Raw genomic sequence first — 25,840 nt, 5'->3', positions numbered from 1 at the left:
GTTGATATGATACAAGAATAAGTCTTTTTGATAGGCTAAACGTCCGAATGGATGCAATCGAACAAACTTCACTTTGCCATGCGTTAAGTTAATTTTTTACCATGGACTTTCATATATTCTGTCGGCGTAATACCGGTCGCCTTTTTAAAGCTGCTATAAAAAGTTGTTCTTGAATTAAAGCCTGCGCTTATCGCGATCCCAAACATATCGAGGCGCTTTGACTCTGCTGATAATAGCAGTACTTTGGCTTCCTCCGTACGGAGTTCATTAATAAATTGATAGAAGTTTTTTTTCAATCCATTGTTTATAATATAGGAAAGATCATGCGGATTGATGCCGATATGATCTGCGAGGGATGAGAGGGTTAATCCCGGATCGAGATATAGCTTTTCAGCTGTTGTTTTCTGCACGAGTTTTTCTTTTAATGTGTCTACCTGTTGTTCTGTCAACCGCTCTTCGGTTTTAATTTTCTCTGTTGTATCACTTTCATCAATCAGATTATCGGTAGATTCAACAGTATATATTGACCGTTGTGTTAAAGTTGCGTACCCAAGTGCCACTGTGCCCATAAAATATAGGATTGGCGCAAAGGAGTTAAAGGCGAAATGAGCCAACGCCAGTAAGCGGACAACGATCATAAATAATAGAGCGATCAATAGATATTTCAACCAGATCATGTTGATCTTTTCCGTGTAAGAAGATAACTGTCGAATGTTATTCTGATGTATTTTGAAGAGTCTGTAACAAGCAAGCCAGTAAAAGATACATTGAGCAAAGAAGAAATATTTAACAGCAAATATGATCCACTGCGGTAATTGAGGCGGATGGATGTGACTATTAAAAAGCCCCGGTATTAAGTAAATAACAGAAAGTAGCAGAAAAGCCAGGAAAGGAACAAAATGTAATCCCCAATACCGAATCGGTTTCGTCGGTTTGACCATGTAATGAACCGCAAGATAAAAGCAGGGGAGGGTGGCCCAGCGGGGTAGTTCAAGGACATGGATCAATGCTTCGTTGTCGATGTGAAAACCTTCGAGAAAGAGCTGGGTAAATAAACATGCCAACAGAAAATAGTATGTGCCCAGCCAGCGATCGGCCCGGATACCTGTTTTGTTGACCCCCATAAAGATTAAAGTTCCGAGCAACCAAAGCGCACCCGCTGAAAAAGCGTGAAAAGTATAGAGTATGTTGACCATGGTTTGTATTAACCTATCTTTGTACCGTGAATTTAAATATAATTAATCAAAAGAAACTACATCATCCAGATCGGCATACCAATCCAACCATTTACAGACAGTAGTGCAACCAGGTAGCATAAAAAGAAATTACAGAGCGCTAAGAGCAGACGCAACCATTTGGGGCTTAGTTGAAACCAACGCTTATAGAGAAGTAAACTACTGACCATAACTAATATTGCAAATAAGAGCATGCCCAGAAAAATGGAAAAACTTGTTGTATTACAAGAGGTAAACAACTCCTTGTGACTGGCATCTGTCAATCCCATGAGACGATAGGCTGCAATAAAACAACAGGTCCCTACTGTTGGCAATAAAGGAATTCCGAGGTCCATCAGGTTCATTTTTCGAAAAAGTGTAAGCACTATTCCCACCAGACTAAAGATCATATAAATCGAAATGGCACAAAAACCTAGATAGATAGGAATCTTTTGTATTAAAAGGGAAGCCCGGGACACTTTTCGATAGAAACTATTGCCATAACCTTGAAAGAAAGGTTGACCATTGGAATCTTTGGCTAATACAAAAGAAGGGAGAATATCATCTTTTGCGCGAAATATGCCATCGCCCAGATGGACAAGAGAATCTATCTGTCCATTCTCTTTTTTGACGAGGAGTCGATCTTTGCTGATCTCCCTTAATTCAATGCCGCCAAAGATCCGCCGATAGAATTCCCAACGGTCATTTTTGGGATTCATAAATTGGTAGTAACCTAATAGCGGTTTTATTTTTTGCTCATCTATTGGTAGACTGACTGGTTTCCGAGCGGCAATGTCCTTTGTCAGAAATTCTTCGATAGCCTGCGAGATTGGCCACATATTGACGACACTATTGGCTGCTATGGCATAGGCTAAACCAGCTTCACGGTTAAAAAATAGCCAGGATACAAAACCTTCCCCTTTGCCGTTGTGGCCTCGCAGGCTAACCTTTTTATTATTCGGAAATAGATCATTTCCCAGGGCATAGCCAGTCTGTAATCCCGCCTGGCTGGCTAAAGTACTGTGGATAGTCTCCATCTCCTTTAAATAAGCATTATTTAGTAGTGTGCTGTCAGTACTGCCATTGAGCAGATAAAGCATAAATTTGGCCATATCATAGGCATTTGATACCAGTGCACTTCCAGCTCCATTGCTACCTGGCTGATAGAATGGCATTGGCCTGAATTCACCATCTTGAAAATCATAACCTATGGCGAAGGTAGGCCTGCGTGCTCCATTCCGATCAAATAAGCTATTGTGCATATTCAGTGGCAAAAAAATCTGCTTGTGTAGATACTTATCCCAAGGCATGTCCGTCACTTTTTCAATGATATAGCCCAGTACATTGTAACCCGGGTTTGAGTAGGACATCATCGTTCCGGGCTTCCAGCGAACGGTCAGTGAATTGCTGACAGCCTTGATCGCGTCAATACCAAGTAGAGGTTTTTCGCTTATGTTTATCATACTATTGAGCTGCACATCATCAAAGCCTGCTGTATGTTCTAGGAGGTGAACTACCCTAACTGGATCTGTATCTTCCCAACGATTGCTGAATGGAATTTCAGGTGCTATATCGCGAATACGGTCGCTGAGTTTAAGCTTTCCTTTAGCAATCAATTGTTGTATGCCCATAGTCACGAAAAATTTAGTAACGGAGGCAAAGTGAAATTGGGTGAGCTGATCTACGGGACGGTGTTTCTGAAGGTCTGCATAGCCCAGTCCGCCAGAATAAAGAATGCTATCATTTTTAACAATCGCGACCATCAGACCCGGGATGTTTTCCTTTTGTATAACGGTTTCGAGCTGTTTATGCAGTTGCGCAATGGTGGTATTGGAATTTGTTTTGGAGTTTACCTGTGCTGCTGCGGTGAAATAACTTACCGCAATGAGTATCGCGATATAGAAAGTTTTTAAGTTGATCATAAGCTTTTTCTTTTTTACAAATTAGCAATGATCTTTCCTGAACCTGTCCGTCTCCATCCAAGCGGATAATTCAGGGAATTTCTAGTTCATTAAATATGAGGAGTAACAGGTAAGTAATCATTATACATTTAGAAGGGAGGAGTGCTATGGTATTTAGATAATTTATTATATTAAATTGCGGCAATATTGCTCTACACTTTCATGGTCATTGAAATCTTGGATCAGTTAAAAAATCTTTGTATGTTAAGGTTGTTAAGAAGACTGTAATTTTGCTTTTTTCACTGGCAGAAAGTGTAATGCCTGCTCTACCATTTTGCTGTAATTGTTTATCCAGATTTGAATTTCGCTTTACTAATTGGTATGTTTATGTCAAAAGCACAGGCAATAAGATCAGATATTCTCAGAAGAGCAATGAAATTAATATACAGGCAAGGTTTTCAATCCACAAGTATTGATGACATCTTGGCTACGACACATGTGACCAAGGAGGTCTTTTACTATCATTTCAAAAATAAAGAAGAGATGGGAATAAGACTATTTCTCGGCTATATGGATTAAACAAGCTACTTTATCAAGAATATACTTCCTATAAGCTGGACTCTGCCATTGCCTATACTAGAGAGAATCTACAGTTGGCATTAAGAACAGTGTTGTTTATCGGATCAATGATAGTAATTTGGATCTCGCGGCATTTTACTTTACAGTAGGTATATATATTGACGGTTATAAGATATTGGCCACCGCAGAGAAGAGCAAGCTTCCAAGAGAACTATTGGTCAAGGTCAATTGGTACAGAATAAAAATTTAAAACAGAACGAGGTTTGGTAAATAACATCCTAACCTTCATATTTTAGCACTCATTTAGAACACATGAAAGCACTAATATTTATCGCGCTGAAGAAAGCGGTCCTAGCTATATTATTGGTAACAACAACAAGTAGTATTTTTGCACAAAATGGAAGTAAAAGACCGAATATTGTCTTTATTATGGCCGATGATCTTGGCTACGGCGATCTCGGGGCCTATGGGCAGGTTAAGATTGAAACCAAACATATCGATTCATTGGCCAGCTCAGGTATGAAGTTTGACAACTTTTATGCAGGCACTTCCGTCTGTGCGCCATCACGTTCGTCTTTGATGACCGGTCAGCATACAGGACACACTTACGTCAGGGGCAATAAAGAGATTGAACCAGAGGGTCAAGAGCCATTGGCCGATTCAGTGCAGACTATCGCTATGTTATTACAAAAGGCCGGTTACACCACTGGTGCCTTTGGCAAATGGGGATTGGGCATGGTGGGTACAACTGGAGCGCCTGACCAGAAAGGATTTGACGAATTTTATGGATACAATTGTCAACGTCAATCCCATCGTTATTATCCCACTCATCTTTGGCACAATACAAAGCGCATAGAGCTTGATGGCAATGGGTTGATGGCACAGGGTGAATATGCTCCGGCATTGATTCAGGAGAGAACCCTCGCTTTTATCGATGCCAACAAAGATAAACCTTTCTTTCTTTATGTGCCCACGGTACTACCGCATGCCGAACTCGCAGGGCCTGAGGATGAGTACTATAAGCAATACGCTCAAAAGTTTGATGAAAAGCCTTACCGAGGAAACGATTATGGTTCCAAAGCAACAGTCCCTGGGTACAACAGTGTCGAAAAGCCCCATGCGATGTATGCCAGTATGGTAAGTCGGATGGACGCATATGTAGGACAAATTGTTGAACGATTACGTCGAAATAACCTGCTTGATAATACAATTATTATATTCACCAGTGATAATGGGGCACATAAAGAGGGCGGAGCAGATCCAAATTTTTTCAATAGCTCGGGTGGATTGCGGGGGACGAAGCGGGATCTTTATGAGGGTGGGATAAAGACACCGTTTATTGCTTATTGGCCAGGTAAAATTGCCAAAGGAAAAACGTCAAATTATTTAGGTGCTTTTTGGGATATTATGCCAACGCTGGCTGATCTAGCAAAAACAGACCATCCAAGATATACGGATGGAATTTCTTTTGTGCCGACATTGCTGGGTTATAGTAAAAAGCAAAAGCAGCATGACTATCTCTATTGGGAGTTCCATGAGGATGGAGGACGTCAGGCCGTCCGTAAAGGTGATTGGAAACTTATTTTGCAGAAAGTTATGAGCGGTTCACCAACAATGGAATTGTACAATCTCAAGAAAGATCCAAAAGAGCAGCATAATATTGCTATCGACAATCCAAAAAAGGTAATGGAATTACGTAGTCTGATCGAAAAAGCTCATGTTGAAAGCTCTATTTTCCCTTTGATTACTAAGCTTCAATAAATTCAAACTTTTAAATATTAAATTAGCCCAATCTTTTTATAAAGATTGGGCTAATTTGTTTTAGTTTACATCGTCATAATCAATTAAAAGTATTTACATGGCCAAGTTCGAAATTATATGCTGCATTTTAGCGGGTTATCAAATTTCACTGAATTTGTACTTGGCGATGTCTATAACCGAAATGTAATTTTATGATAAGACAGTAAAAAGACTTAAGATCAAACATCAAAATTGGAAAGCAGATTTTTGAAAACATTCCATATGAGGTTATACCAGGCTGGTCAGGATTTATTTGTCGCGTTTTGATAGCTATGTTAATCAGATCCCTCTTTCGATTGCCATGCAGGGAGAATTGCCTTATTTTAATTTGACTATAATGGATATTTTATTGAAATTAGATCAATAACAATTTCCGTCTTTTCTGTGGATCTCATCTGACGGCAGATATAGTGGGGTAAATGAAAAAATAAAAATATGAGTTATTTTAAACAATTTTCTTGTGACATTCAGCCTGAGTTTTCTGTGGTTATTGATGATGATAAGGTTTGTTATGCTATTTGTATAGAGAAAAGAAGATTGCCGGTGATATATGGATGTACAATAGTGTGCAAACTTCTGAGGAACGAGAATGGCATACCAAGGAAAATTTGCCATTTTTGAACCCTGTAGAGTTTGTTAGGGAAAATTTTGAACCTTTTCGAGAAGACACGCTGGTGGAAGTTAACTGGTGCGAGGATAACGGAATTGTAGCTTCTATTCATGTTGCAGGTCAGCTAATAGCGAAACTTAGAGTAGGTACTTTTCTAGGTTGGTCCAAAGTAGTAAGTAAAGAAGGCCCGCTAGCAAAGCTAATGTGAGGTGCATAATGCTCAGTATTCTGATATGCAATTAATTTTATTCCATCTTCAGCTACCTGGAAAATGTCTGCTTCAAAGTAGGTCATTAGTATAGGACAATGTGTTGCAATTATAAATTGCGATATCAGATGGATTAGCTGTTTCGTTCGGCTTAGCATATTTAGCTGACTAAGTGGAAAGCTACACAATCTGTGTAGTAAATTAATAATCTGTAGGATAATTATTCGTGTAGCGAATTATCAAAATGAAACGTTAAGAGTATTAATAATCCAAATCAATTATGAAATATTCTCTAAAACTAATTATTCTATTATTTATTTTCATTTCTGTCTCTTGTCAAGATAAAAAAGAACCATTAGGTCTTTGTGAAGATATTTACCGTCCATTAATAGTTAATATAAATTATACAGATTCAAATGGAAAGGAGCTACTTTTTGGTGACCAAGCTAAATATCTGGTAGACCAGATAAAGATCTATAAGATCATAATGAATGACATAGCTGTGCCTCTGACATTTAACATCAATAAGGATGCAAAATTTCTTACGATTAATTTGGACAAAGTTGAATCCGGGGTATTCTATATCAAACTTAACTCCAATGTTTTAGACAAAATTAGCTATACTTCAAAAATTGACGAAAAGTCGCCCTGCAAGGATTATAAACTAATAGATATAAAGCAAAATGACCTTTCCGGTCGCTATGATGAAAAAAATCAAGTGTGGATACTAAAAAAATAATCATTAAAGCATCTCTAAAAATGAAAGACTAAAACTCCGTTTCTGTTGTTATCCTATTCATCAGACGAGAGTGGAAAATCTACAAATACGGGAAACATACCTACCGAACATAAATTTGATTTAACAGGAAGCAACAGTCAGTTTTATGATGCTGTACATTCATTACTTGGCGTAAATTAGGAATTACCGTCATTTCCAACAACCAAATTATCACCGACAACTTTAGTATTTACTACGATGAAAGAAATTAATACTGATTTTATCTTGGAGGCTTATATAGGTTCATCAAGTTCGCTGGATTTTATTCCAAATGGTTATTTGGATTAGAATTATAAGTGCCTCTATAGATAAACAATAAGGGGTAAAGATAACCACCATTTGCTCACTCGATCCAAATTTAAAGATGTGCGGCTGACATACTGCCCCCTCTAAGCCCTACAATTAGCCTTCCTAGAAATAACCCGCTTGTTGTAGGGGCCAGTGCCATTCGATCTGTTCAATATCGAACGACTAGTGTTCAATAATGGTCAGTATTAAAAAAGAAATTGTTTGTAGTGTGCTGTCAAATAGCGTGTTAATTTTCTTGGCAAACTATTTGGGATCCCCGTTGAAAGAAATGAATAAAAGATGGTAAAACCTTATTTCCAATATGTTCGAAAAAACTTCTAAATATGTATTGATTATCCTATTCAGTTTGCCATATATACTTACCTATGGGCAGCGTAATCAAATTATGGATAGGCCCAAAGTTGATGAGCGTATCGAGATGCTAAGTATTGTATTTAGGCTTGCGGGCAATCGAGAGTATAATTCAGACGTTTTCAAGCGTTACGTTGACCGGATCAATGAACACTATGGCCCTTTTAAAGAACACGAATTGATTACCTTTGTCAATAAGATTAAAAATGAACATGGTATAAGCTACGATGCCGTGATGAGTATGGCCGTACATCTTGATGATAAGTTTAGTCTTAAGCAAAAGAATATTGATGAAACCCTGGACAAAAGATGGAGCAGAGCTAATGCCCTTCAATTTGCGACACTGTTAAAGAAGTTTTACAAGGACAGTAATAGTAAACGATTTTTTCAGGATAACCAGGCACTGTACAATGAGGTACAAAAGCGCTTTCTTCTAATTTATGAACATATTGAATTGGACTGGTATCCTAAGTTCTATGGTAAGAATCCATCCGAAAAGTTTTTAATTGTGAATGGTTTGGGGAATGGTGGCGGTAACTATGGGGTAACCATTAAGAATCCAGCGGGTCATAAGGAAGTCTACGCTATTATGGGGACATGGAGTATGGATAGTCTTGGTATGGCGCAATTTCCGTTACAGCATTATTTCCCCACATTACTTCACGAGTTTAACCATTCCTTTGTTAATCATTTATTAGAAAAAGACACAACAATTTTTAGAGACAGCGGCGAAAAATTATATAGCGTCTTGAAGGAAAAAATGAACCGGCAGGCATACGGTAGTTGGCAAACGGTGCTGAATGAGGCATTGGTTCGAGCTGCGGTTATTAAATATCAGAAAGATCATCATTTCAGCCGAGAAGAGATTGCAATGGAAACCAATGAACAGCTCGAAAGGGGTTTTCTTTGGATTGAACAACTTGTGGATGAGCTTGATAGCTTCGACCGTCAGCGCGACAGATATCCTACTTTAGAGAACTATATGCCTGTACTTGCCAAGGCTTATCAATCCTATGCTGCGGATATTTCTTCTTTAGATGCAACCTTTGAAGAGAGAAGACCAAAAATTGTTTCTTTTGAAGGAATTCAGGATGGACAAACCAATACTAGCAGCATGTTAGGGCAGTTGAAGATAAATTTCGATAGACCCCTGTTGGGGCAAGGACGGTCATTTAGGGGAATTTCCAAAGAAAGTTTTCCGATAATAAAAGGCCATCGCTATTCCTCAGATAAGAAATCCGTGCTTATAGATTGGGAATTGGAACCAAACAAAACCTATGAGATCATTATTACAGGAACTGCATTCAGGACTGCCGACGGGATACCGATGAAAGATCGTTATCTAAAATTCAGTACAAATTAAATATGATAGTTAATAAATTTTAAAAGATTATAAATAATGATAAAAAATACCAGTAATTCCGAACATTATATTTGGGGAGAGAATTGTGATGGATGGCACTTATTGAAATCTGATTCTTTAAGTATAATCCAAGAAAAAATGCCACCTGATACTGAAGAAAGTTTGCACTTTCATACTAAAGCACAGCAATTCTTTTATATCCTTAAAGGAACAGCAACTTTCGAGGTTGATAACGAAATTTATTCCGTTGAAGAAGGAAGTGGATTTCATATTCAAGCAAATGAAATACACAGAATTTTCAACCGAACTACCGAGGATTTAGAATTTGTTGTGATTTCAGAACCTAAATCTCATGGAGATCGAACTAATCTATGATAGACCTTATTGAGAGATATAAAGAGCAACAGCATGCTCAAACTTACCGATGCCTTATAATTGGATAGGTTCCATAATGTAAAGCTAGCTGAGTTTCGCTTCTCTTGTTAGTTTACTTTTGTCTATGCCTAAGTCATTACTGAACCAATCAGTCAATATTTCTTCAATTTCGCTTTTATTAAAAGTCTTTGGGTTGCGTCTAGATTTGAAATAACTTTCACTTGTCATTTTTTTTGCTACTTGACCAACAGTTTGTAGGTCAAGTATGTTACCGAATTTATTTGCAAACCAAAGTCCAGCATTTGAAAATGCAAGTCCTGCAAGTCCGATCTGCCAATTAAAGAATAGAGCGACGCAAGATACAATAAGTAAAATCCCAAGTGTCACGGAAGCCCAGTAGGGTGGTCGTAGGATATGAAGTTTAAAACCAAGGTGCACTTCCAATTTTTTTACCAGAGAACGTCTGGTTTGTTTTGGCAGAAGACCAACGAGGGCAGAGCTGGTTGTGATTGTTTTGTGGTCTATTTGAAACGTTGATGCCATTGCATCGCGAAGCTTATAAAAAGCCTGTTGGCTTGTGCAGTCGTTGGAATGCTCCAGTTGGATTTTATTGGCGATGTGATCACAGAGTTCACCAAAAGTGAAAATGTGCATCAGTTCGGTGCTCCCAAACTTCATGTCAAATGATTTTTCAACTTTAACAAGTAAATCACTAATGTCGTCTGGATCTACATTTTCAAGCTCGTCGTCTGCCATCATATTGCTATTATCAATTGGTTGCCAAATACGAATATTCTGTAAAAATAGCATTTAGTATTAATTTTTTATACGCAATTGAAAATTCTGTTCCATTTAATAATCCGAGAACCTATTCAAGCCGTGTTGACGATCACCCAATGTTGCTATTCGTATTAAGCTTAAGCTATTCCAAGTACCCTCATATTTTACAACTGTCCATTTGCCTTTTGTTTTTTTCAAGAATAAAATACCATCCCTGGCCACACAATCCACCACATATATACTCCACAGAAATAAATGCTTTTTGGCTGTGATGTGTCATAATATATCGTCAATATCAAATTCCTCAAGTAGCTCATGCAATAAGGAAAATAAAGTTAGAAGACAGCGAATGACAGTTATTTTTGTTATTGAAACCCAGCGTAGCATACAGACCAATCTCTAACAGCATGCTAGTTTTCGAAACTCTTATTTTCAATTTGATTAATTAATATGTTTTTTGTCCAGCAAAATTTTTTGGTCGCTTGTATATAAAATTTACACTCCTGTTAATCCTTACATTTAGATAATATGGCGATATGCTTCGTCCAACAAATTTCTCCAACCAATGGTTGGATATTCGGATTATCATTATATTCATTATAAAATAGAGTCATATACCACAGGTTTGTTGTCGAAAATCCACTTATATCCAGAAACTTCTTTTGAAGCTCAGTAGATAGTTTTTGTACTATTGATCTTTTTGCCGCCCCTCTTTCTGCTTGAGCGTTATTGCTTTGCCAATGTTCCAGTATATGCAGCTGATTGTTAACGACTTTTAAAGAATCATATTGTGCCTTTTTGATACGGTCTTTTTTTTACAAAAAAATCCTGTTCAAGCTTGCTTAAGTTCATGGTTAAACACATGAATTCTATAAAAAAAATGAATATAAACGAAAAATGACGTGACTGCATTTTTCGTAGCGTTCTTGAAAACTGGCTCGAATTTCGGGATATGTACATTTCATTTTGAAATAACCTTGCATTTATATAGATTTAATATGAGTTTTGTTGCTTAGACCAAGTGTAACCTAGGGAAAATATAACCATGGATTTAAATGCAGTTCCATTGAGTCTTGATGAATTTCATCGCTTTAAATTGGGAGACGAAAAGGTTTTTAAAAAGATTTTTGATTTTTACAGACCTTTGATGTATCACAAAGTACGTCGTGTATGTACTTCCGACCTAGACGTGGAGGAGATTACGCAGGAGATTTTTGTACAGCTTTTTTTGAAACGCAATTCAATCCCCTGTACGGAAGCCATCTTTCCATTTTTATTTTTAGTAGCGAAACGAATGGCTATCACTTTGTTTCGAAAAGAACTATCGAGACAAAAATATCAAGTGTCGCACTTGGCTGAATGGGATGAATTGAGCGATGAATTGGAACGGAAGATCGCCCATAAAGATCTGGATAAAATACTTCAAACAATTGTATCCCGTTTACCACCGCAACAGCAGATTGTTTTTAACAAAAGCAAAATAGATGAGATGAGCTATGCTGAAATTTCCGAAGAAATTGGTATTTCCAAAAATACCGTCCGTAACCACCTCGTAGCAGCATGCCAGTTTGTACGTTTGAAACTTGATAGTTTACTTCTAATCTTTTTTTTAATAAAAAATATCTTTTGACTAGTTCATTCTATCCGGTTGTACGAATATTATTATAGAGTACAATAGATAAGGATGTCCAAAGTAGAAGCATATAAAATCATTATCAGTCAGTTTTTGGCAAAAACATTAGACGAGCGTGCAAAGGAAAATTTTGCCAACTATCTCAATGATCCAGATTTTTTGGAAGCATGGCAACAGCTTTTGGAGGAGGGAGAGATAGAGCAGTCTCCAAACAATCGAATTGCGCATGATAATCTTTTTAAGACAATCATTCAAGATAAACGAATAAAAGATCAAGTTGTATCCAGCTCGGATAAAAAGAAATCAACAATCTATATGCTAAGATATGTCCGCATAGCAGCCATGTTACTACTCGTCGGTATATCTGCTTCGATCTTCTTTTATGTGCAAAAAAATAGACATGAAAGTCAATCGGTGGCTGCCAATTCACTAGCTGTAGTTCCAGGTTCCCAAAAAGCCGAAATAATTTTAGAAAATGGAGAGCGGATAGATCTCGAAAAATTAAAATTAGATACGGTCATCGATAATGGTGCATTTGAGATTATAAAATCGGACAAAGGCATTATATCTTATCGCTTGAAGAACTCAAAAGCTGGTAATCAGCAGACAGCGTATAATACAATCGTTACGCCACGGGGAGGGGAATATAAACTACTGTTGGCGGATGGTACAAAGATCTGGCTGAATGCCGCCACTACACTACGTTATCCGATTAGTTTTAATGGCGATGAGAGAAAAATCCAACTACAGGGTGAAGCTTATTTTGAAGTCTCCAAACGAGTTCACCATGGAAGGCGTGTCCCCTTTATTGTCAATACGGGAAATCAGACATTGGAGGTTTTGGGGACATCTTTTAACCTTCAGAACTATGGGAAATCGATCGTGACAACCTTGGTAGAAGGCAAGGTGAAGTTAAATGTTCACGATAGCCCACAGGACAACCTATACCTAAGTCCTGCTGAACAGGCCGTGCTACATTTTACGAACAAAAACTTTTTAAAGACTGCAGTTGACCCGCGCTACTTCACCGCATGGAAAGAAGGAAAATTTGCTTTCTATAATACATCTATTGACGAAGTCATGGAAATTATCAGTAGATGGTATGACGTGGAAGTTCACTTTGATTATCGTCCCGAAAATTTTGCGTTCTCGGGCACTGTGTCAAGATATGATGATATCAACAAATTGCTCCGTACAATCGAATTAGTCGGAGATATTCACTTTGAAGTAAAAGGGAGGAAAATTTATGTGAAAAGATAACCAATTAAGAAGATTTCAGGAGCGTTGCGATCGCTCCTGAATTTTGTCTTCGAAAAGACTAGTTGAAAAAGATTTAATAGACTTAAAAACCATTACAACCGTATGCAAAAGTACAAAAAAAAACGGTATGGAGACCCTATGCCTAAAAGTACGATCTCTACCAAAAAAGAATTTGCTATGAAAATGTCATTAGCGATTCCCTTGTTGCTGGCCTCTAACCTCCAGTTGAGTGCAATTACATTTGGACAAGGAGTCAATTTCCAAAAGAAGAATGCTAAGCTCGAAACCATATTAAAGGTTTTTGAAGAGCAGAGCGGTTACAATATTCTGTATAAAGCCGCTCTGCTAAACGACGCTAAACGCATCGATGTCAACTACAAGAATGTACCTTTCGAATACGCACTGAAAGATGTTCTTGCAAACTATCAGATTGTCTATAAGATAATGGACAACAATGTCGTATTAAGCAGGCCAGCTTCTACACCAACAGCAACCTCATGGAATCGCTATGTTGCAGGTCTCAATCATACTGTTGTCCTCCAACAGCGCAGTGTAGCTGGGAACGTTGTTGATTCGAAGGGAAACCCAATTAGTAATGTCACTATAACGGAAAAAGGGACGGAAAATCGAATAACCAGCGATGAAAATGGCCAATTTGAGATTCGTCTCAAAACAAACAATGATCAGCTTATATTTTCGATGCTTGGCTACCAGTCCAAGGAAATTAATGTAAGTGGACAAAATAAGATTCAAGTTAGGCTCGATATGGCTATCACAGCCATGGATGAAGTTGTGGTAGTCGGTTATGGAGAACAAAAAAAGGTCAATCTAACAGGGGCAGTTAGCCAGATATCGGGCAAGGAATTTGAAGATCGTCCTGTCACACAACTTACCCAAGCTCTGCAGGGCAATATTCCCAATCTCAATATTGTCTTTGGGTCCGGGAAACCAGGTACCAGCGGTTCGGTAAATGTACGCGGGAATACCTCCATCAACGGCGGTGGTCCTTTGATCTTGATCGATGGTATCTTAGGAACATTGGACCGTGTCAACCCCAATGACGTAGAATCAGTTACGGTACTCAAAGATGCATCGGCAGCGGCTGTCTATGGGGCGCGTGGTGCTTTTGGTGTCGTTTTGGTCACAACCAAAAAAGGTGGTAAAAATGGAAAGACCTCCATTGAATATAATAACAACATTGGTTTCACCACTCATGCCACCAACACTGATTTTATAACCAGTGGTTATTGGAATGCCAAGATCAATGATGACGCCATGTACAATGCATTGGGGTATCGGACCACACGCTATACGGATGAAGATTATGAAGAATTGCTAGCACGTGTTAACGATAAGACCGAAAATCCAGATAGACCTTGGGTCGTAGTCAAGAAAGATGCCAGCGGCAATGACATCTATCGGTACTATGCCAACTTCGATTGGTTCAACTATTTGTACAAAAAGACAAGACCAAAAAACGAGCATAATCTTTCATTTTCCGGATCTTCGGGCAATACGCGTTATGCGGTATCCGGTTCCAAAGCGAGTGAACAGGGGATATTCAATATTGATCCCGATAAATTTGGACGCTACAATCTCCGGGCAAATATCGCGTCAGATATCCGGAGCTGGCTGACCATCAGTAATAGTACACACTTTTTTAAATCTACCTATGACTGGGCCGGATTGGAAAATAATTTCAGTACTGTTGCCAACAACGTAAGCAATAGTCCTACTTACCATTACCATGCGATGTACGTGCCACGAAATCCGGATGGCACACTTACTGGTTATTCCGGTATCAATAGCTACCCCATTGGGTACGGCCTGCACAATGCACTCGAAAGCGGCACGATGCGGGGGTACACACGCGGTACCGAATTTACCAACATGACTGAAGCGGTGCTGAAATTGGGAAAAGGTTTATCCCTAACAGGAAACTATTCTTATCGTGAATATCGTTCTGACTATTCCTATAGACAGACCAAACAGTACTATTCGAAATATCCCGGACAGCTCGAATTGTCTTCTCTAGGTGCCCTGAACCAAGATAAGCTTCGCGAAAATATGGGCAAATATGCTTGGCATTTTATAAACATTTTCGCCACTTACCAAAAAGATTTTGGCGATCACCACCTTACTATGATGGGCGGTTTTAATCAAGAAGATCGTTTTTACAAGCGGATTGGAGGAATTGGTCAGGATCTATTGTCCGAAAATTTAAACGATCTTGATTTGGTGATCGGGGAGAAGCAGTTTGAAGCAGGTGGCGACGAGTGGGCAGTACGTGGTGGGTTTTATCGTGCCAATTACGATTACAAAGGCAAATACTTGCTAGAAGTCAGTGGTCGTTACGATGGTACTTCGCGTTTTCCGAAGCATAGCCGTTTTGGATTCTTTCCATCCTTTTCTGCAGGTTGGCGTATCAGCGAAGAGAAATTCTTTGCTCCGCTAAAGGATAAGGTCAATAATCTAAAAATCAGGTATTCGTATGGTTCCCTTGGTAACCAGGAAGTGGATACCTATGCTTATATTTCATCGATGGGTACGGGCCAGATCTCTTATTTAGTTAATGGTCAGAAATTAAATGTCGCCAATAGTCCCGCACCAGTAGCGCCCACACTGACCTGGGAAGAAATCACGACTAGCAACATAGGTCTCGACTTTAGTTTATTCAATAATAAACTGGATTTTCAATCTGATTTTTATGTCCGGCAGACCAAAGGTATGCTCAGTAAAGGTAAGACCCAGCCGGCGGTATTTGGCGCATCCGAGCCCAAAGAGAATGCAGCAGATTTAAAGACCAAAGGCTTTGAGCTTTCTCTTTTATGGAAGGACCGTTTTGATGTCGGCGGAAGACCTTTTAATTATTCCGTGCGAGCGATGCTATCCGATTATCAAGCTGAAATCACCAAGTTTGCCAACGATGCCGGACTGTTGAGTAATTATTATAAAGGACAAAAATTGGGCGAAATATGGGGCTATCATTACGACGGATTTTTTAAGACAACCGAAGAGGCACAGGAATATGCCAAGCATGTAAACCAAGATCAGATCAATAGGCGTCGTGTGCAAGCTCCCACGGCCGACCTGCGTATGCTTCAAGCAGGAGATATCAAGATATTGGATCTTAATGGCGATGGCATCATTGATGCCGGAGATAATACGCTGTCTAATCCCGGAGATCGCACAATCATCGGTAACGATCAGCCACGTTACTCTTATGGATTAAATCTAGGAGCGAATTGGAATGGCATTGACCTGTCCGCATTTTTTCAGGGTATTGGCAAACAAAACTGGTATCCTAACCTAGAAGCACAAGCTTTTTGGTCCGTTTATGCGAGACCATACGATTCATTTATTCCGGCCAATTTTCAGGATAAAATATGGGCACCAGAGAATCCAGATGCTTATTTTCCATTTTTACGGGGCTATACAGCGCAAAACTCTGAACTTTCTGTTGCCAATGATATGTATATACAAAATATTTCCTACCTAAAGCTGCGTAATCTGACTGTAGGCTACACCTTTCCTGTTGCACTTACCGAAAAGGCAAAAATAAATAAACTACGTCTATTCTTTAGTGGAGAAAACCTACACACTTGGACCAAATTGAAGACCGATTATATTGATCCCGAACAAGTAATGAGCGATAATACAGGTAGGAGTTACCCTGTAGGCCGCGTCTATTCTTTTGGCGCTCAGTTGTCTTTTTAGTTTGTGCGTGTAAATTTTAAAATGAAAAATCATGAAAAGAAACCTTAATATTTTTACGCTCATTATTGGACTTGCAGTTAGTTCTTGCAATAACGATTATCTGGAGCGGTATCCCATAGCCGAATTGGCACCTGAAAACTATTTCCGGACAGCCTCCGAGTTACAGACTTTTACTAATGCTTTTTACGCAGATCTTCCTGATGCACTCGCCATACATTACAATACGCCCGGTCAGGGCGATGACGAAGCCCGTAATACACTGGCTTCTGAATTTCAGGGTACCCGTACAACCCCAGCGAGTGGTGGCGGGTGGGCATGGACATCACTCCGCCGTATAAATTTCTATCTTGAAAATTCGCACAAATGTGCCGATGAGGCAGCACGTTTACAGTATGACGGTGTTGCTCGCTTTTTTCGTGCTTATTTCTATTATGACAAGATCGTACGCTTTGGTGACGTGCCATGGTACGATAAAGTAAATCAGCTTGATGATCCTGCTATGTTCAAACCGAGGGATTCCCGCAAAGTTGTTTTCGCTAAAATACTTGAAGATCTTGATTTTGCTATTGCGAACTGTAATACAAACAAAAGTCCACAATTAATCAGCAAATGGACGGCTCTTGCTTTCAAATCCCGCATGTGTTTATTCGAAGGGACCTTTCGCAAATACCATGGCTTGGGTGATTGGGAAGATATTCTTCAACAAAGTGTGGCGGCTGCAGACGAATTGATGAGGTCCAATACTTACAGTATTTACAAAGGCGATCCCAGTAAGGCTTATCAGGAACTGTTTATTGCTGAGGAAGCCAATCCAGCGGAAATGATCTTGGCAAGGCAGTATAGCGCAACTGTTCCTTTTGTACACTCTGCAAATTTCTATATTCTGTCGGCTTCTTATGGTCGTCCAGGGATGGTTAAAGAACTTGTGAACAGTTATTTGATGAAAGATGGAAGTCGATTTACGGACAAACCTAATTTTGATAAACTATCGTTTTACGACGAAACGCAGGACCGTGACCCGAGGCTATCGCAAACCATTCGTACGCCAGGTTACAAACGTATCGGTGCAAGTACCACCTCAGTTCCGGATTTTGCAACATCAGTAACAGGTTATCAATATGTAAAGTATATTCTTTCGCCGGTTTTTGATGCAGGACAAAGCAGCAATGATATGCCCATTATCCGCTATGCAGAGGTATTGCTAAACTATGCCGAAGCAAAGGCCGAATTAGGTACGATCAGCCAAAATGATATCGATAGGTCTATTAAGTTACTGCGAGATCGCGTTAATATGCCCAATTTGGTATTAGCCCATGCCAACTCCAAAATTGATCCTTATCTTTTGTCCAGCTATCCTAATGTTAGCAAAAGTGGCCAAACAGGGGTGATATTGGAAATCCGACGAGAGCGCCGCATCGAGCTGGTCAAAGAAGGACTGCGTTACGATGATCTTTTGCGCTGGAAAGAAGGAGCGAAAGTTGCCAGGCCTTTTTACGGTATGTATTTTCCGGGGGCGGGGGAGTATGACCTAGATCGGGATAGCAAATTAGATCTTGTTATTTATGAAGGCACTGCACCAGTCAAAAAGCCCGGTGTCCAATATCAGAAATTAGGTGAGCTCGTTTTAGAAAATGGAAAGAGCGGGGGCCGTATTGTCAATTTGCCGGACATCCTTAAAAAATGGACAGAGGAAAAAGATTACTACTATCCAATTCCGACACAAGAACTTCAGTTAAATCCCAAGCTCGAACAGAACAAAGGTTGGGACAAATCAGGAACTTAAAAGAAAAAGAAAATGAAAAACTATAAAAATACGATTGTTATTGCCATCATCATGGCGGTGAATTTGGGCGTAGCAAATGCGCAGGAAACATTAAAGATTGTCTCGTATAATGTGCTTTATGGATTAAAGAAAGATTCCGCCAATATAGATCGGTTTGTAAAGTTTACAAAAGACTGGAAGCCAGATGTCATAGCGCTCGAAGAAATGAATGGATATACGCAAAAGACACTGGAACAATTAGGTCATGAGATCGGTCACGACTATGTTCTTCAATCTAAAGAAGAGGGATTTCCAGTAGCTATTACTTCGAAATATCCACTGGTCAATTTTAGGAAAGTCACTGAAAATATGTGGCATAGCTACATCTATGCGAAGATAAAAGGTGTACACTTTTTTGTCATTCATTTTTCGCCATTCAGCTATGAGAAGCGATTGAAGGAAGTAACCGATATTTTGGCACAAGTCAATGAGATCCCAGGTAACGAACCTATACTGATCATGGGTGACTTTAACTCCTTGGATATATCGGACAAGGACCAATATGGAAAGGAGGTCTTGAACGCTATGCAGCAAAGTGAGCAAAAACATGATCATATCCGTAACTTGCGTAATGGAGCAATTGATTATTCTGTATTAGGCAAATTACATGAAGCAGGATTTCAGGATACTTATCGTTTGTTCCATAAGGAGTTTGAAAGTTCCGTTCCGACCTATAAGGATGGTAATGGAAATATCAAGCAAAATAATACCGGTCATCCTAAACGTATTGATTTTATTTGGGCCAATTTAGTAGCAGCATCCCGGATTACCAAAAGTGGTATCATCAAGAATGAATATACACATTATATTTCTGATCATTACCCAACATTTATAGAGCTTAAGCTCAGTAAATAATAAAATTCGCTCCTTATGGGGGCGAATTTTATTATCTTGTGATATCAAACGTTTATCAGCGTATTATACGAATTTCTGGAGACAGCCGTTTCAAGCGTTGATAAGGCAATGATTAAACCAATTATGATTTCTGTTAATAGTAATTTAAAGTGCAATGAAAAAAAAGATCAGTACTCTTCTCTTACTCATCCTTATTTGTGGTTCATTTTCTATTTACGCACAACAAATTATTCCTGCTTCTAAATTTGAGATTCAGGGAAGGCTTTTTGAAAATACCCCAAAATTTCACAGGGTAGACACATTAAAGTATAGAGAACTCCCTGCTGCCGTAAAGAAATTGTATACACATGCGACAGGAATGTTTGTTACTTTTAAGAGTAATACCAGCAAATTATCGCTGAGATGGAAGACTGTCGATGCGGAACTGGGCAATAATTCAACTCCGATTATGTCACGGGGATTTGATGTATATGTAAGAGAGGCAACCGGCTGGTGCTTTGCGGGAGTGGCCCGTCCAGATCTCAAGAATGCAGAAAGTAAGGCTATATTGGTCGAAGATATGGCCACAACCGAAAAAGAATTTCTTCTTTATTTTCCCTTGTACAAAGAATTAGCGGATTTTGACGTGATTATTGATGAGAAAGCATCCTTTGTAGCCACTAGGCAGTACTTTAATAAAACTGTGGTGGTTTATGGCTCTAGTATTGTTCATGGCGCTTCGGCAAGCCGTCCAGGCTTAGCTTATACGGCTCAATTAGGGCGTAGGTTGAATGCCAATGTAATTAACATGGGAGTCAGTGGTAATGCCCGTATGGAGTCTGAGGTAGCTGATATGCTGAGCGATATCGGTTCTATAGATTTGATTATCATGGATTGTGTTCCAAATAGCAGTCCAGAGGAGGTGAAAGAAAGGACCTTTAATTTCGTAGCGCGGCTTCGTAAATCTCATCCGAAGGTCCCCATATTGCTCATAGAAAGTATCACACGGCAGATAAGCAATTACAATTTGAAGTGGAAAGCAAGATTGATTGAGCAGAATAAGAATTTTAGGTTACAATATGAAAAACTGCTGCAAGCCGGATATAAAGATTTGTACTACTTGCCAACCGACCATTTAATAGGCGATGATTCGGAAGGAACCGTGGACGGTACCCATCCGACAGATGTCGGATTTGAAAGGATGCTAAAAATAATCGGTGCTAAAGTAGAGGCTATTCTTTAGCGCTCGCATTTTTTTACTCCCTGTTAAGATTTTTTTGTCGCAACCCAATAAAGATTGATGTCAATAATACCAAGCTATATGCCCACATGAGCCAAGAACCAAATGTTGCAGCTTGGCTTGACGGCATGTTGGGGTAGATCTGTTCAAAAAATTGAATAACGAACGTATCGAGAACCATTCCTGGTAATATCAATAGTACGCCAGCGACTATAATTTCAAGACCTGAAAGTTTAAATCTTTTAAAAGTTAGGACTGAAATCAAAATCAATGGAGGGATTACACCTATATATAAACTAATAAGTATGGCTGCTGAATCTGTGATAAAAAAGAACTGCCCCGCAAAACGGAAAGCCAACGTTGCCAAAAACCAAATTAAAAATCCTACTGCAAGAACTGGTAAAACAAACGTTTTTTTCATTTTCAAAATTTTGAACAAAGGTAATAATCACTAAATTAGATTGCTATAATTTCCAAAAAATGAATACTTTTTTAAGTTGTATGATCTGTCCTTTAGTTGCCTATAATATTCATCGAATGCTTGTTGTTCGTTGGCTGCTTTGCTTATTTTTTAACTTTTTAAAAGTTGTTTCCGCCTCTAGAATATCTTTTAGTTCGACTACAAGTAATTCATGTAAATACTCGTTCAGCGATAGAAGTTGATCTCCTGTTCAAGAGGCCTACTGCAACCATTTCCATCTCTCTGCCCAGTCTCTCAGGACATCACTACGCCATTTTAGGACAGTTTTACCGCCCTGCCATTTTTCGTCGTACAAATCAGGGGCTTGCTTATCTGTGTAATAATTGGAACCTAATAAATAATCCGTATCATTTTTCTTCCCTGGCCAAACATTGCTGACGAAAAACTGTCCAGAGCGACCTTTTAAATCTTGGATATCGGATCTTATCTCATAGTTTATAGTTTCAGTTTGTTTAGGGATATAACGTACTGCATAATTACCATCTCCAATATAGAAGCCATCCCAGCTTTGCTCTCCGATTTTTGCTTTTACAACCATTTTGAAGCATGGCTTGTCTTTGTTGATGTCGGTTTTGGGCCCTTTAAACCTTAATTCTACAATTGAGAAAACTGCGACTGTATCATTAATCGTTAGATTTCTTTCAAATACTTCACGAGGACTTCGTGTGAATTTTTCATAGCTGCCACCCCAACTTTCTTTCTGCGGATTATTGGGATCTCCATCCATCATGTAAAGGAGGGATGGAGTATCACCCATTTTTACATTTCCATTATAACGATTTGCACGAAAGTCTTTGCCCAAAAAACCTGCCTCTTTAATAAAATTATTATAATAATTTTTGTTAGAAATATCGTTTTCAGTATTCTTCGAGAAGAATCCATAATAAGAGGAATTACTTTCAATAAACCAAAGATCTGGAAAATTAGCTACGATATAGGCATAACTATTTGCGCTCCATTTTTTATTAGGACCGCCGATCCAAAATACTTTAATATTTTTCTGAATTTCGGGTGCATCGTGCAAGGCTTGAGCCAGATCATCCAATCCACCCCAAACTAGTACCCATAGTGGATCTTTACTTTTCTTTTTTGCTCTTTTTATAATCCAGTTGGAACCTTCGGTGGAAGATAAATAACCCTTAAAGGCCGTAGCGCCCTTTGCTCCTTGTTTTGTGATTGATCTCAGCAATTGTGGAGTAGCCAAGTTTTTCTGATGTTTGATTAATTTAGGGAAGTCTTTCTCATAGAGGTTGATCATTCGTAATATCTCCTCTTTACTTCCCTCTCCGTATGAGGGTGAGGAGACCAAGCCTTCAAGATTAAATCTATCGCTATACATAAATAGATGAATGATGGATTGATTGTCATCTGGATCTGTGCCACCAATGTCTGTACTAATAAGAACACGGGGCTTTATGGGAGTAGGTTTCTGCCCTAACGTGATCCCAGACAAGGTCAGTAGCATCACAATTAAAAAGATATGAGGCTTCATTGTACAATAATTTAGTTTTATGCAATCGGTTGCTTTGATCAAATATATCATTTTTATTTTATCTTGCCATAACTTAATACCTAATTATTAAAATTGAGTTCGTCAGTAAAATTTGTTATTGAACATTTTCTGTCGTAATCATCTTTACGGGTTACTTATATTATTCACAGACTATTTTTGCAAATGGGGGTTATGCCACACGATAATCGGTAGTACAGATGCAAATGATTTCGTTATTTACCTCTGCGTTTATTTTTGAGACAGATTAAATGGTTATAGCCCGTATTTCCGTATACTGTTTCCTTGTTTCTAACGTCCTACGTTCTCTTTTAAGCCGATGGCATTTGTCTTCTCAACCCAATTTTTAAATACTGATTTTATAACCGGTAAGTCTTGCCTGACTTTTATTCATGGCGAATTCGCCATAAATAGAAAGTGGGGTATAAATGCTTTTCCAAATACCTCGGTATTCAACAGTGTTTCTATTTCGAAGTCAATCAGAATTGAAATGTCTCCGTCTTTCCAATTATGTGTTTTTCATACTTACTTTTACACGAGCTAAAAAAAGGAACGCTATAGGTTTCTGTTCAGTTTTGAACAAAAAAATGTTCGAAATTGAACAATTTTATTTAACTTTAAACTTTTTATTGTATTGATATTAAACTGTTTATAGGATTGGCAGACGAATTGAAACATCATAATTAGTACTAGAATTTCAATTTCACCTTATGTTGACCAACTACATAAAAATTGCCTTCCGTAATCTTCAGAAGAATAAGGGCTTTACCGCGATAAATATTATAGGATTGGCCATTGGAATGGCTTCATCTTTTCTCATTATGCTTTGGGCATACAATCAAATAAGTTATGATCGTATTTATAAAAAAACGGATCAGCTTTACGTTGTTGGGAATAAAGGCATATTAGATGGCATTACAAGAGTCTATTTTTCCACTCCTAAGCCTTTTGGTCCTGCAGCTTCGGGAGCATTTCCAGAGATTGCTAGTATTTCACGACTAGAATTTAGCAAGAACTTTTTGATGACCGTCGGTGACAAGAAATTGAAGCCGGGGAATGGTGCATTTGTTGATCAGTCGTTTATTGAGATGTTTGAGCTTCCTCTTTTATCAGGAGATAAAACAACTATATTAAAAAGTCCTTCTGAAATTGTGCTTACCGAAAAACTCGCAAAGTCAATATTTGGATCCACCGATGTTTTAGGTAAAATGATTAGAATTGATAGTACAGAGATGCTTTCAGTTTCAGGAGTTTTAAAGGATATTCCATCTAATTCAAGATTTAGAAATCATAATTACTTTCTGTCATGGAAATTTCTTGAAAAAATAGGCTGGTCAGACCAGAATTGGGGAAACAATTCGACACAAACCTTTATCGAACTTAATGAAGGTGTAAATTTTATAGACTTTCAAAACAAAATAAAGGGGTTTTACCAGCAACACGGAGATACTAAAAATGAGGTTTATCTGCAAGCAATTTCCCAAAGCTGGTTATATAATAAATTTGAAAATGGAATTGCAATCGGAGGGAGGGTTGATCTAGTCATTATTTTTTTATCTATAGCAGGCATTATCCTACTAATTGCATGTATTAATTTCATGAATCTGAGTACTGCTCAGAGTGAGAAAAGAGCAAAAGAAGTAGGGGTAAGGAAGGTAGTGGGAGCGACTAAAAGCAGTTTGATAACCCAATTTTTAGTTGAGGCTTTAATCATGTCTTTTATTGCAAGTTTTATAGCAGTAATCCTACTTCTAATAATACTTCCATATTTTAATGACTTGATTGGCACTCAGCTGAGTTTTAATTTAAAATCCCCTTATTTATGGATTTCTATTTTTTTATTCTCATTATTCACTGGGGTACTCGCTGGTAGTTACCCAGCATTTTTTCTTTCTTCTTTTAAACCTACTCGGATTTTAAAGGGAGGTTTACAAAAAATTGCTGGAGGGATGAGTGCTCGAAAAATATTAGTGGTTTTCCAATTTACTATGGCCATCGTTTTCATCCTGATTTCAATTATTGCAGCAAAACAAATCCAACACGGCCTACATCGAGAATCAGGATTTGACAAAGAAAAACTTATTTACATCAATGATGATGGAGATTTGAAAAAGAACTATTCCAAAATAAAAAAGGAGTTATTAGATCAAGGCATAGCTACATCTGTATCTCGGAGTAAAAGCCCAATTACTGAAAATTGGAGTGGAAATATAATGGAGTGGGAAGGCAAACCAATTGACAATACAACCCAATTTAATCGAATTTCTACGGATGAAGATTTCATAACAACCTTTGGTCTTACCCTAATTACTGGGCGGGATTTTGATCTTCAAAAATTCCCAACTGACTCCTCTGCGATGATACTTAATGAATCTGCGGCAAAAGAAATGAATTTTAACGACCCCATTGGACAGATTGTTCACGACGAAGGCAGAGATTGGCATATCATCGGTGTCATTAAGGATTATATTCAAGAATCCCCATTTGGTTCAATAACACCTATGGTTATTGAAGGAGCATATGGTTGGTCAGCATTTACTAATATTAGATTCCATCCTCAGCTACCTACGCAAGAGGCTTTGAAGAAAACAGAAGAAATATTTAAAAAATATAACCCTGATTACCCTTTTGAATTCAAATTTGTTGATGAAGCCTATGCGCAGAAATTTGAGGAGACGAAAACGTTAGGATTATTAGCAAATCTATTCACAGGATTAACAATATTTATTTCCTGTTTAGGATTATTTGGTTTATCGGCATATATGGCTGAAAATAGAACCAAAGAAATTGGAATCCGAAAGGTATTAGGAGCCTCTATATTATCTGTAACTAACCTATTGTCCAAAGAATTTATTTATTTAATTCTGATTTCTTGTGTTGTAGCCTTTCCAATTGCTTATTGGTTGATGGATAAATTTTTATCAAAGTTTGATTATAAGACAAACATAAGTTGGAATATATTTTTTATTACAGGGTTAAGCGCAATTTTTATAGCCTTCCTATCAGTTAGTTATCAGTCCATAAAAGCGGCTTTGGCAAATCCAGTGAATAGCTTGAGGGATGAGTAAATAAGAT

The 25,840-nt window shown here is 38.3% G+C and carries 19 protein-coding genes; 13 read left to right on the top strand and 6 right to left on the bottom strand.

The genetic code is table 11. The features are described 5' to 3' along the window. Positions 1 to 83: 83 nt before the first annotated feature. Positions 84 to 1,196, bottom strand: a complete 1,113-nt coding sequence (locus DCO56_RS05355) for a helix-turn-helix domain-containing protein (protein ID WP_108632667.1) — start codon at positions 1,194 to 1,196, stop codon at positions 84 to 86. Positions 1,197 to 1,252: 56 nt separating this feature from the next. Next, positions 1,253 to 3,136 (bottom strand): serine hydrolase domain-containing protein, encoded by a 1,884-nt coding sequence (locus DCO56_RS05350; protein ID WP_108632666.1) that lies wholly within the window; start codon positions 3,134 to 3,136, stop codon positions 1,253 to 1,255. 366 nt (positions 3,137 to 3,502) lie between these two features. Here DCO56_RS05350 and DCO56_RS05345 point away from each other — a divergent pair, with 366 nt between their 5' ends. The 6 genes from DCO56_RS05345 to DCO56_RS05320 all read left to right on the top strand — a co-directional run bounded on the left by DCO56_RS05345 (position 3,503) and on the right by DCO56_RS05320 (position 9,488). Further along, positions 3,503 to 3,694 (top strand): TetR/AcrR family transcriptional regulator, encoded by a 192-nt coding sequence (locus DCO56_RS05345; RefSeq protein ID WP_108632955.1) that lies wholly within the window; start codon positions 3,503 to 3,505, stop codon positions 3,692 to 3,694. Between the two features lie 312 nt (positions 3,695 to 4,006). Further along, entirely contained in the window at positions 4,007 to 5,455 is a 1,449-nt protein-coding gene (locus DCO56_RS05340) for an arylsulfatase (protein ID WP_108632665.1), read from the top strand. A 557-nt stretch (positions 5,456 to 6,012) separates the two neighbouring features. Further along, complete coding sequence (locus tag DCO56_RS05335; protein WP_146190982.1) at positions 6,013 to 6,312, top strand: hypothetical protein; 300 nt, start codon at positions 6,013 to 6,015, stop codon at positions 6,310 to 6,312. A 280-nt stretch (positions 6,313 to 6,592) separates the two neighbouring features. Beyond that, entirely contained in the window at positions 6,593 to 7,051 is a 459-nt protein-coding gene (locus tag DCO56_RS05330; RefSeq protein ID WP_108632663.1) for a hypothetical protein, read from the top strand. A 649-nt stretch (positions 7,052 to 7,700) separates the two neighbouring features. Further along, positions 7,701 to 9,113, top strand: coding sequence for a DUF4932 domain-containing protein (locus tag DCO56_RS05325; protein WP_108632662.1), 1,413 nt, complete (start codon positions 7,701 to 7,703; stop codon positions 9,111 to 9,113). Positions 9,114 to 9,149: 36 nt separating this feature from the next. Continuing rightward, positions 9,150 to 9,488 (top strand): cupin domain-containing protein, encoded by a 339-nt coding sequence (locus DCO56_RS05320; RefSeq protein ID WP_108632661.1) that lies wholly within the window; start codon positions 9,150 to 9,152, stop codon positions 9,486 to 9,488. Between the two features lie 84 nt (positions 9,489 to 9,572). On the opposite strand, the gene DCO56_RS05315 is transcribed toward DCO56_RS05320, so the two are convergent. Both DCO56_RS05315 and DCO56_RS30035 read right to left on the bottom strand, forming a co-directional pair. Beyond that, entirely contained in the window at positions 9,573 to 10,298 is a 726-nt protein-coding gene (locus DCO56_RS05315) for a hypothetical protein (RefSeq protein ID WP_219929319.1), read from the bottom strand. A gap of 476 nt (positions 10,299 to 10,774) precedes the next feature. Continuing rightward, complete coding sequence (locus tag DCO56_RS30035; protein WP_108632660.1) at positions 10,775 to 11,071, bottom strand: DUF1016 N-terminal domain-containing protein; 297 nt, start codon at positions 11,069 to 11,071, stop codon at positions 10,775 to 10,777. A gap of 242 nt (positions 11,072 to 11,313) precedes the next feature. On the opposite strand from DCO56_RS30035, the gene DCO56_RS05305 reads away from it, so the two are divergent. The 6 genes from DCO56_RS05305 (at position 11,314) to DCO56_RS05280 (ending at position 20,777) form a co-directional block, all read left to right on the top strand. Further along, positions 11,314 to 11,898, top strand: coding sequence for an RNA polymerase sigma factor (locus tag DCO56_RS05305; protein ID WP_108632659.1), 585 nt, complete (start codon positions 11,314 to 11,316; stop codon positions 11,896 to 11,898). 54 nt (positions 11,899 to 11,952) lie between these two features. Further along, positions 11,953 to 13,161, top strand: a complete 1,209-nt coding sequence (locus tag DCO56_RS05300; protein ID WP_108632658.1) for a FecR family protein — start codon at positions 11,953 to 11,955, stop codon at positions 13,159 to 13,161. A gap of 102 nt (positions 13,162 to 13,263) precedes the next feature. After that, positions 13,264 to 16,878: a TonB-dependent receptor gene (locus DCO56_RS05295; protein WP_108632657.1), complete on the top strand. Its 3,615-nt coding sequence runs from the start codon at positions 13,264 to 13,266 to the stop codon at positions 16,876 to 16,878. A gap of 31 nt (positions 16,879 to 16,909) precedes the next feature. Beyond that, positions 16,910 to 18,661: a RagB/SusD family nutrient uptake outer membrane protein gene (locus DCO56_RS05290; RefSeq protein WP_108632656.1), complete on the top strand. Its 1,752-nt coding sequence runs from the start codon at positions 16,910 to 16,912 to the stop codon at positions 18,659 to 18,661. 12 nt (positions 18,662 to 18,673) lie between these two features. Next, positions 18,674 to 19,555 (top strand): endonuclease/exonuclease/phosphatase family protein, encoded by an 882-nt coding sequence (locus DCO56_RS05285; RefSeq protein WP_108632655.1) that lies wholly within the window; start codon positions 18,674 to 18,676, stop codon positions 19,553 to 19,555. Positions 19,556 to 19,709: 154 nt separating this feature from the next. Further along, positions 19,710 to 20,777, top strand: a complete 1,068-nt coding sequence (locus DCO56_RS05280; protein WP_108632654.1) for an SGNH/GDSL hydrolase family protein — start codon at positions 19,710 to 19,712, stop codon at positions 20,775 to 20,777. A gap of 13 nt (positions 20,778 to 20,790) precedes the next feature. Here the strand turns inward: DCO56_RS05280 and DCO56_RS05275 are convergent, their stop codons facing one another. Together DCO56_RS05275 and DCO56_RS05270 are read right to left on the bottom strand one after the other, a co-directional pair. Then, complete coding sequence (locus tag DCO56_RS05275; protein ID WP_108632653.1) at positions 20,791 to 21,195, bottom strand: DUF5367 family protein; 405 nt, start codon at positions 21,193 to 21,195, stop codon at positions 20,791 to 20,793. A 259-nt stretch (positions 21,196 to 21,454) separates the two neighbouring features. Continuing rightward, positions 21,455 to 22,747 (bottom strand): nucleoside hydrolase-like domain-containing protein, encoded by a 1,293-nt coding sequence (locus DCO56_RS05270; protein WP_108632652.1) that lies wholly within the window; start codon positions 22,745 to 22,747, stop codon positions 21,455 to 21,457. A gap of 728 nt (positions 22,748 to 23,475) precedes the next feature. On the opposite strand from DCO56_RS05270, the gene DCO56_RS05260 reads away from it, so the two are divergent. Beyond that, a complete protein-coding gene (locus tag DCO56_RS05260) occupies positions 23,476 to 25,833 on the top strand; it encodes an ABC transporter permease (protein ID WP_108632651.1) in 2,358 nt (785 codons plus the stop codon). Positions 25,834 to 25,840 lie beyond the last annotated feature (7 nt).

It is taken from the genome of Sphingobacterium athyrii (assembly GCF_003071065.1).
GTDB lineage: Bacteria > Bacteroidota > Bacteroidia > Sphingobacteriales > Sphingobacteriaceae > Sphingobacterium > Sphingobacterium athyrii.
Note: the sequence above shows the minus strand (reverse complement) of the source record. Positions and strands in the feature narration are given on the sequence as shown.

What these genes read in the sequence shown, in the direction of transcription:
- DCO56_RS05340 (WP_108632665.1), top strand. Translation starts at nt 4,007, where the DNA reads ATGAAAGCACTAATATTTATCGCGCTGAAGAAAGCGGTCCTAGCTATA.
- DCO56_RS05330 (WP_108632663.1), top strand. Translation starts at nt 6,593, where the DNA reads ATGAAATATTCTCTAAAACTAATTATTCTATTATTTATTTTCATTTCT.
- DCO56_RS05275 (WP_108632653.1), bottom strand. Translation starts at nt 21,195, where the DNA reads ATGAAAAAAACGTTTGTTTTACCAGTTCTTGCAGTAGGATTTTTAATT.
- DCO56_RS05260 (WP_108632651.1), top strand. Translation starts at nt 23,476, where the DNA reads ATGTTGACCAACTACATAAAAATTGCCTTCCGTAATCTTCAGAAGAAT.
- DCO56_RS05285 (WP_108632655.1), top strand. Translation starts at nt 18,674, where the DNA reads ATGAAAAACTATAAAAATACGATTGTTATTGCCATCATCATGGCGGTG.
- DCO56_RS05305 (WP_108632659.1), top strand. Translation starts at nt 11,314, where the DNA reads ATGGATTTAAATGCAGTTCCATTGAGTCTTGATGAATTTCATCGCTTT.
- DCO56_RS05355 (WP_108632667.1), bottom strand. Translation starts at nt 1,196, where the DNA reads ATGGTCAACATACTCTATACTTTTCACGCTTTTTCAGCGGGTGCGCTT.
- DCO56_RS05290 (WP_108632656.1), top strand. Translation starts at nt 16,910, where the DNA reads ATGAAAAGAAACCTTAATATTTTTACGCTCATTATTGGACTTGCAGTT.
- DCO56_RS05270 (WP_108632652.1), bottom strand. Translation starts at nt 22,747, where the DNA reads ATGAAGCCTCATATCTTTTTAATTGTGATGCTACTGACCTTGTCTGGG.
- DCO56_RS05300 (WP_108632658.1), top strand. Translation starts at nt 11,953, where the DNA reads ATGTCCAAAGTAGAAGCATATAAAATCATTATCAGTCAGTTTTTGGCA.
- DCO56_RS05350 (WP_108632666.1), bottom strand. Translation starts at nt 3,136, where the DNA reads ATGATCAACTTAAAAACTTTCTATATCGCGATACTCATTGCGGTAAGT.
- DCO56_RS05280 (WP_108632654.1), top strand. Translation starts at nt 19,710, where the DNA reads ATGAAAAAAAAGATCAGTACTCTTCTCTTACTCATCCTTATTTGTGGT.
- DCO56_RS05325 (WP_108632662.1), top strand. Translation starts at nt 7,701, where the DNA reads ATGTTCGAAAAAACTTCTAAATATGTATTGATTATCCTATTCAGTTTG.
- DCO56_RS05345 (WP_108632955.1), top strand. Translation starts at nt 3,503, where the DNA reads ATGTCAAAAGCACAGGCAATAAGATCAGATATTCTCAGAAGAGCAATG.
- DCO56_RS05295 (WP_108632657.1), top strand. Translation starts at nt 13,264, where the DNA reads ATGCAAAAGTACAAAAAAAAACGGTATGGAGACCCTATGCCTAAAAGT.
- DCO56_RS05315 (WP_219929319.1), bottom strand. Translation starts at nt 10,298, where the DNA reads ATGCTATTTTTACAGAATATTCGTATTTGGCAACCAATTGATAATAGC.
- DCO56_RS05320 (WP_108632661.1), top strand. Translation starts at nt 9,150, where the DNA reads ATGATAAAAAATACCAGTAATTCCGAACATTATATTTGGGGAGAGAAT.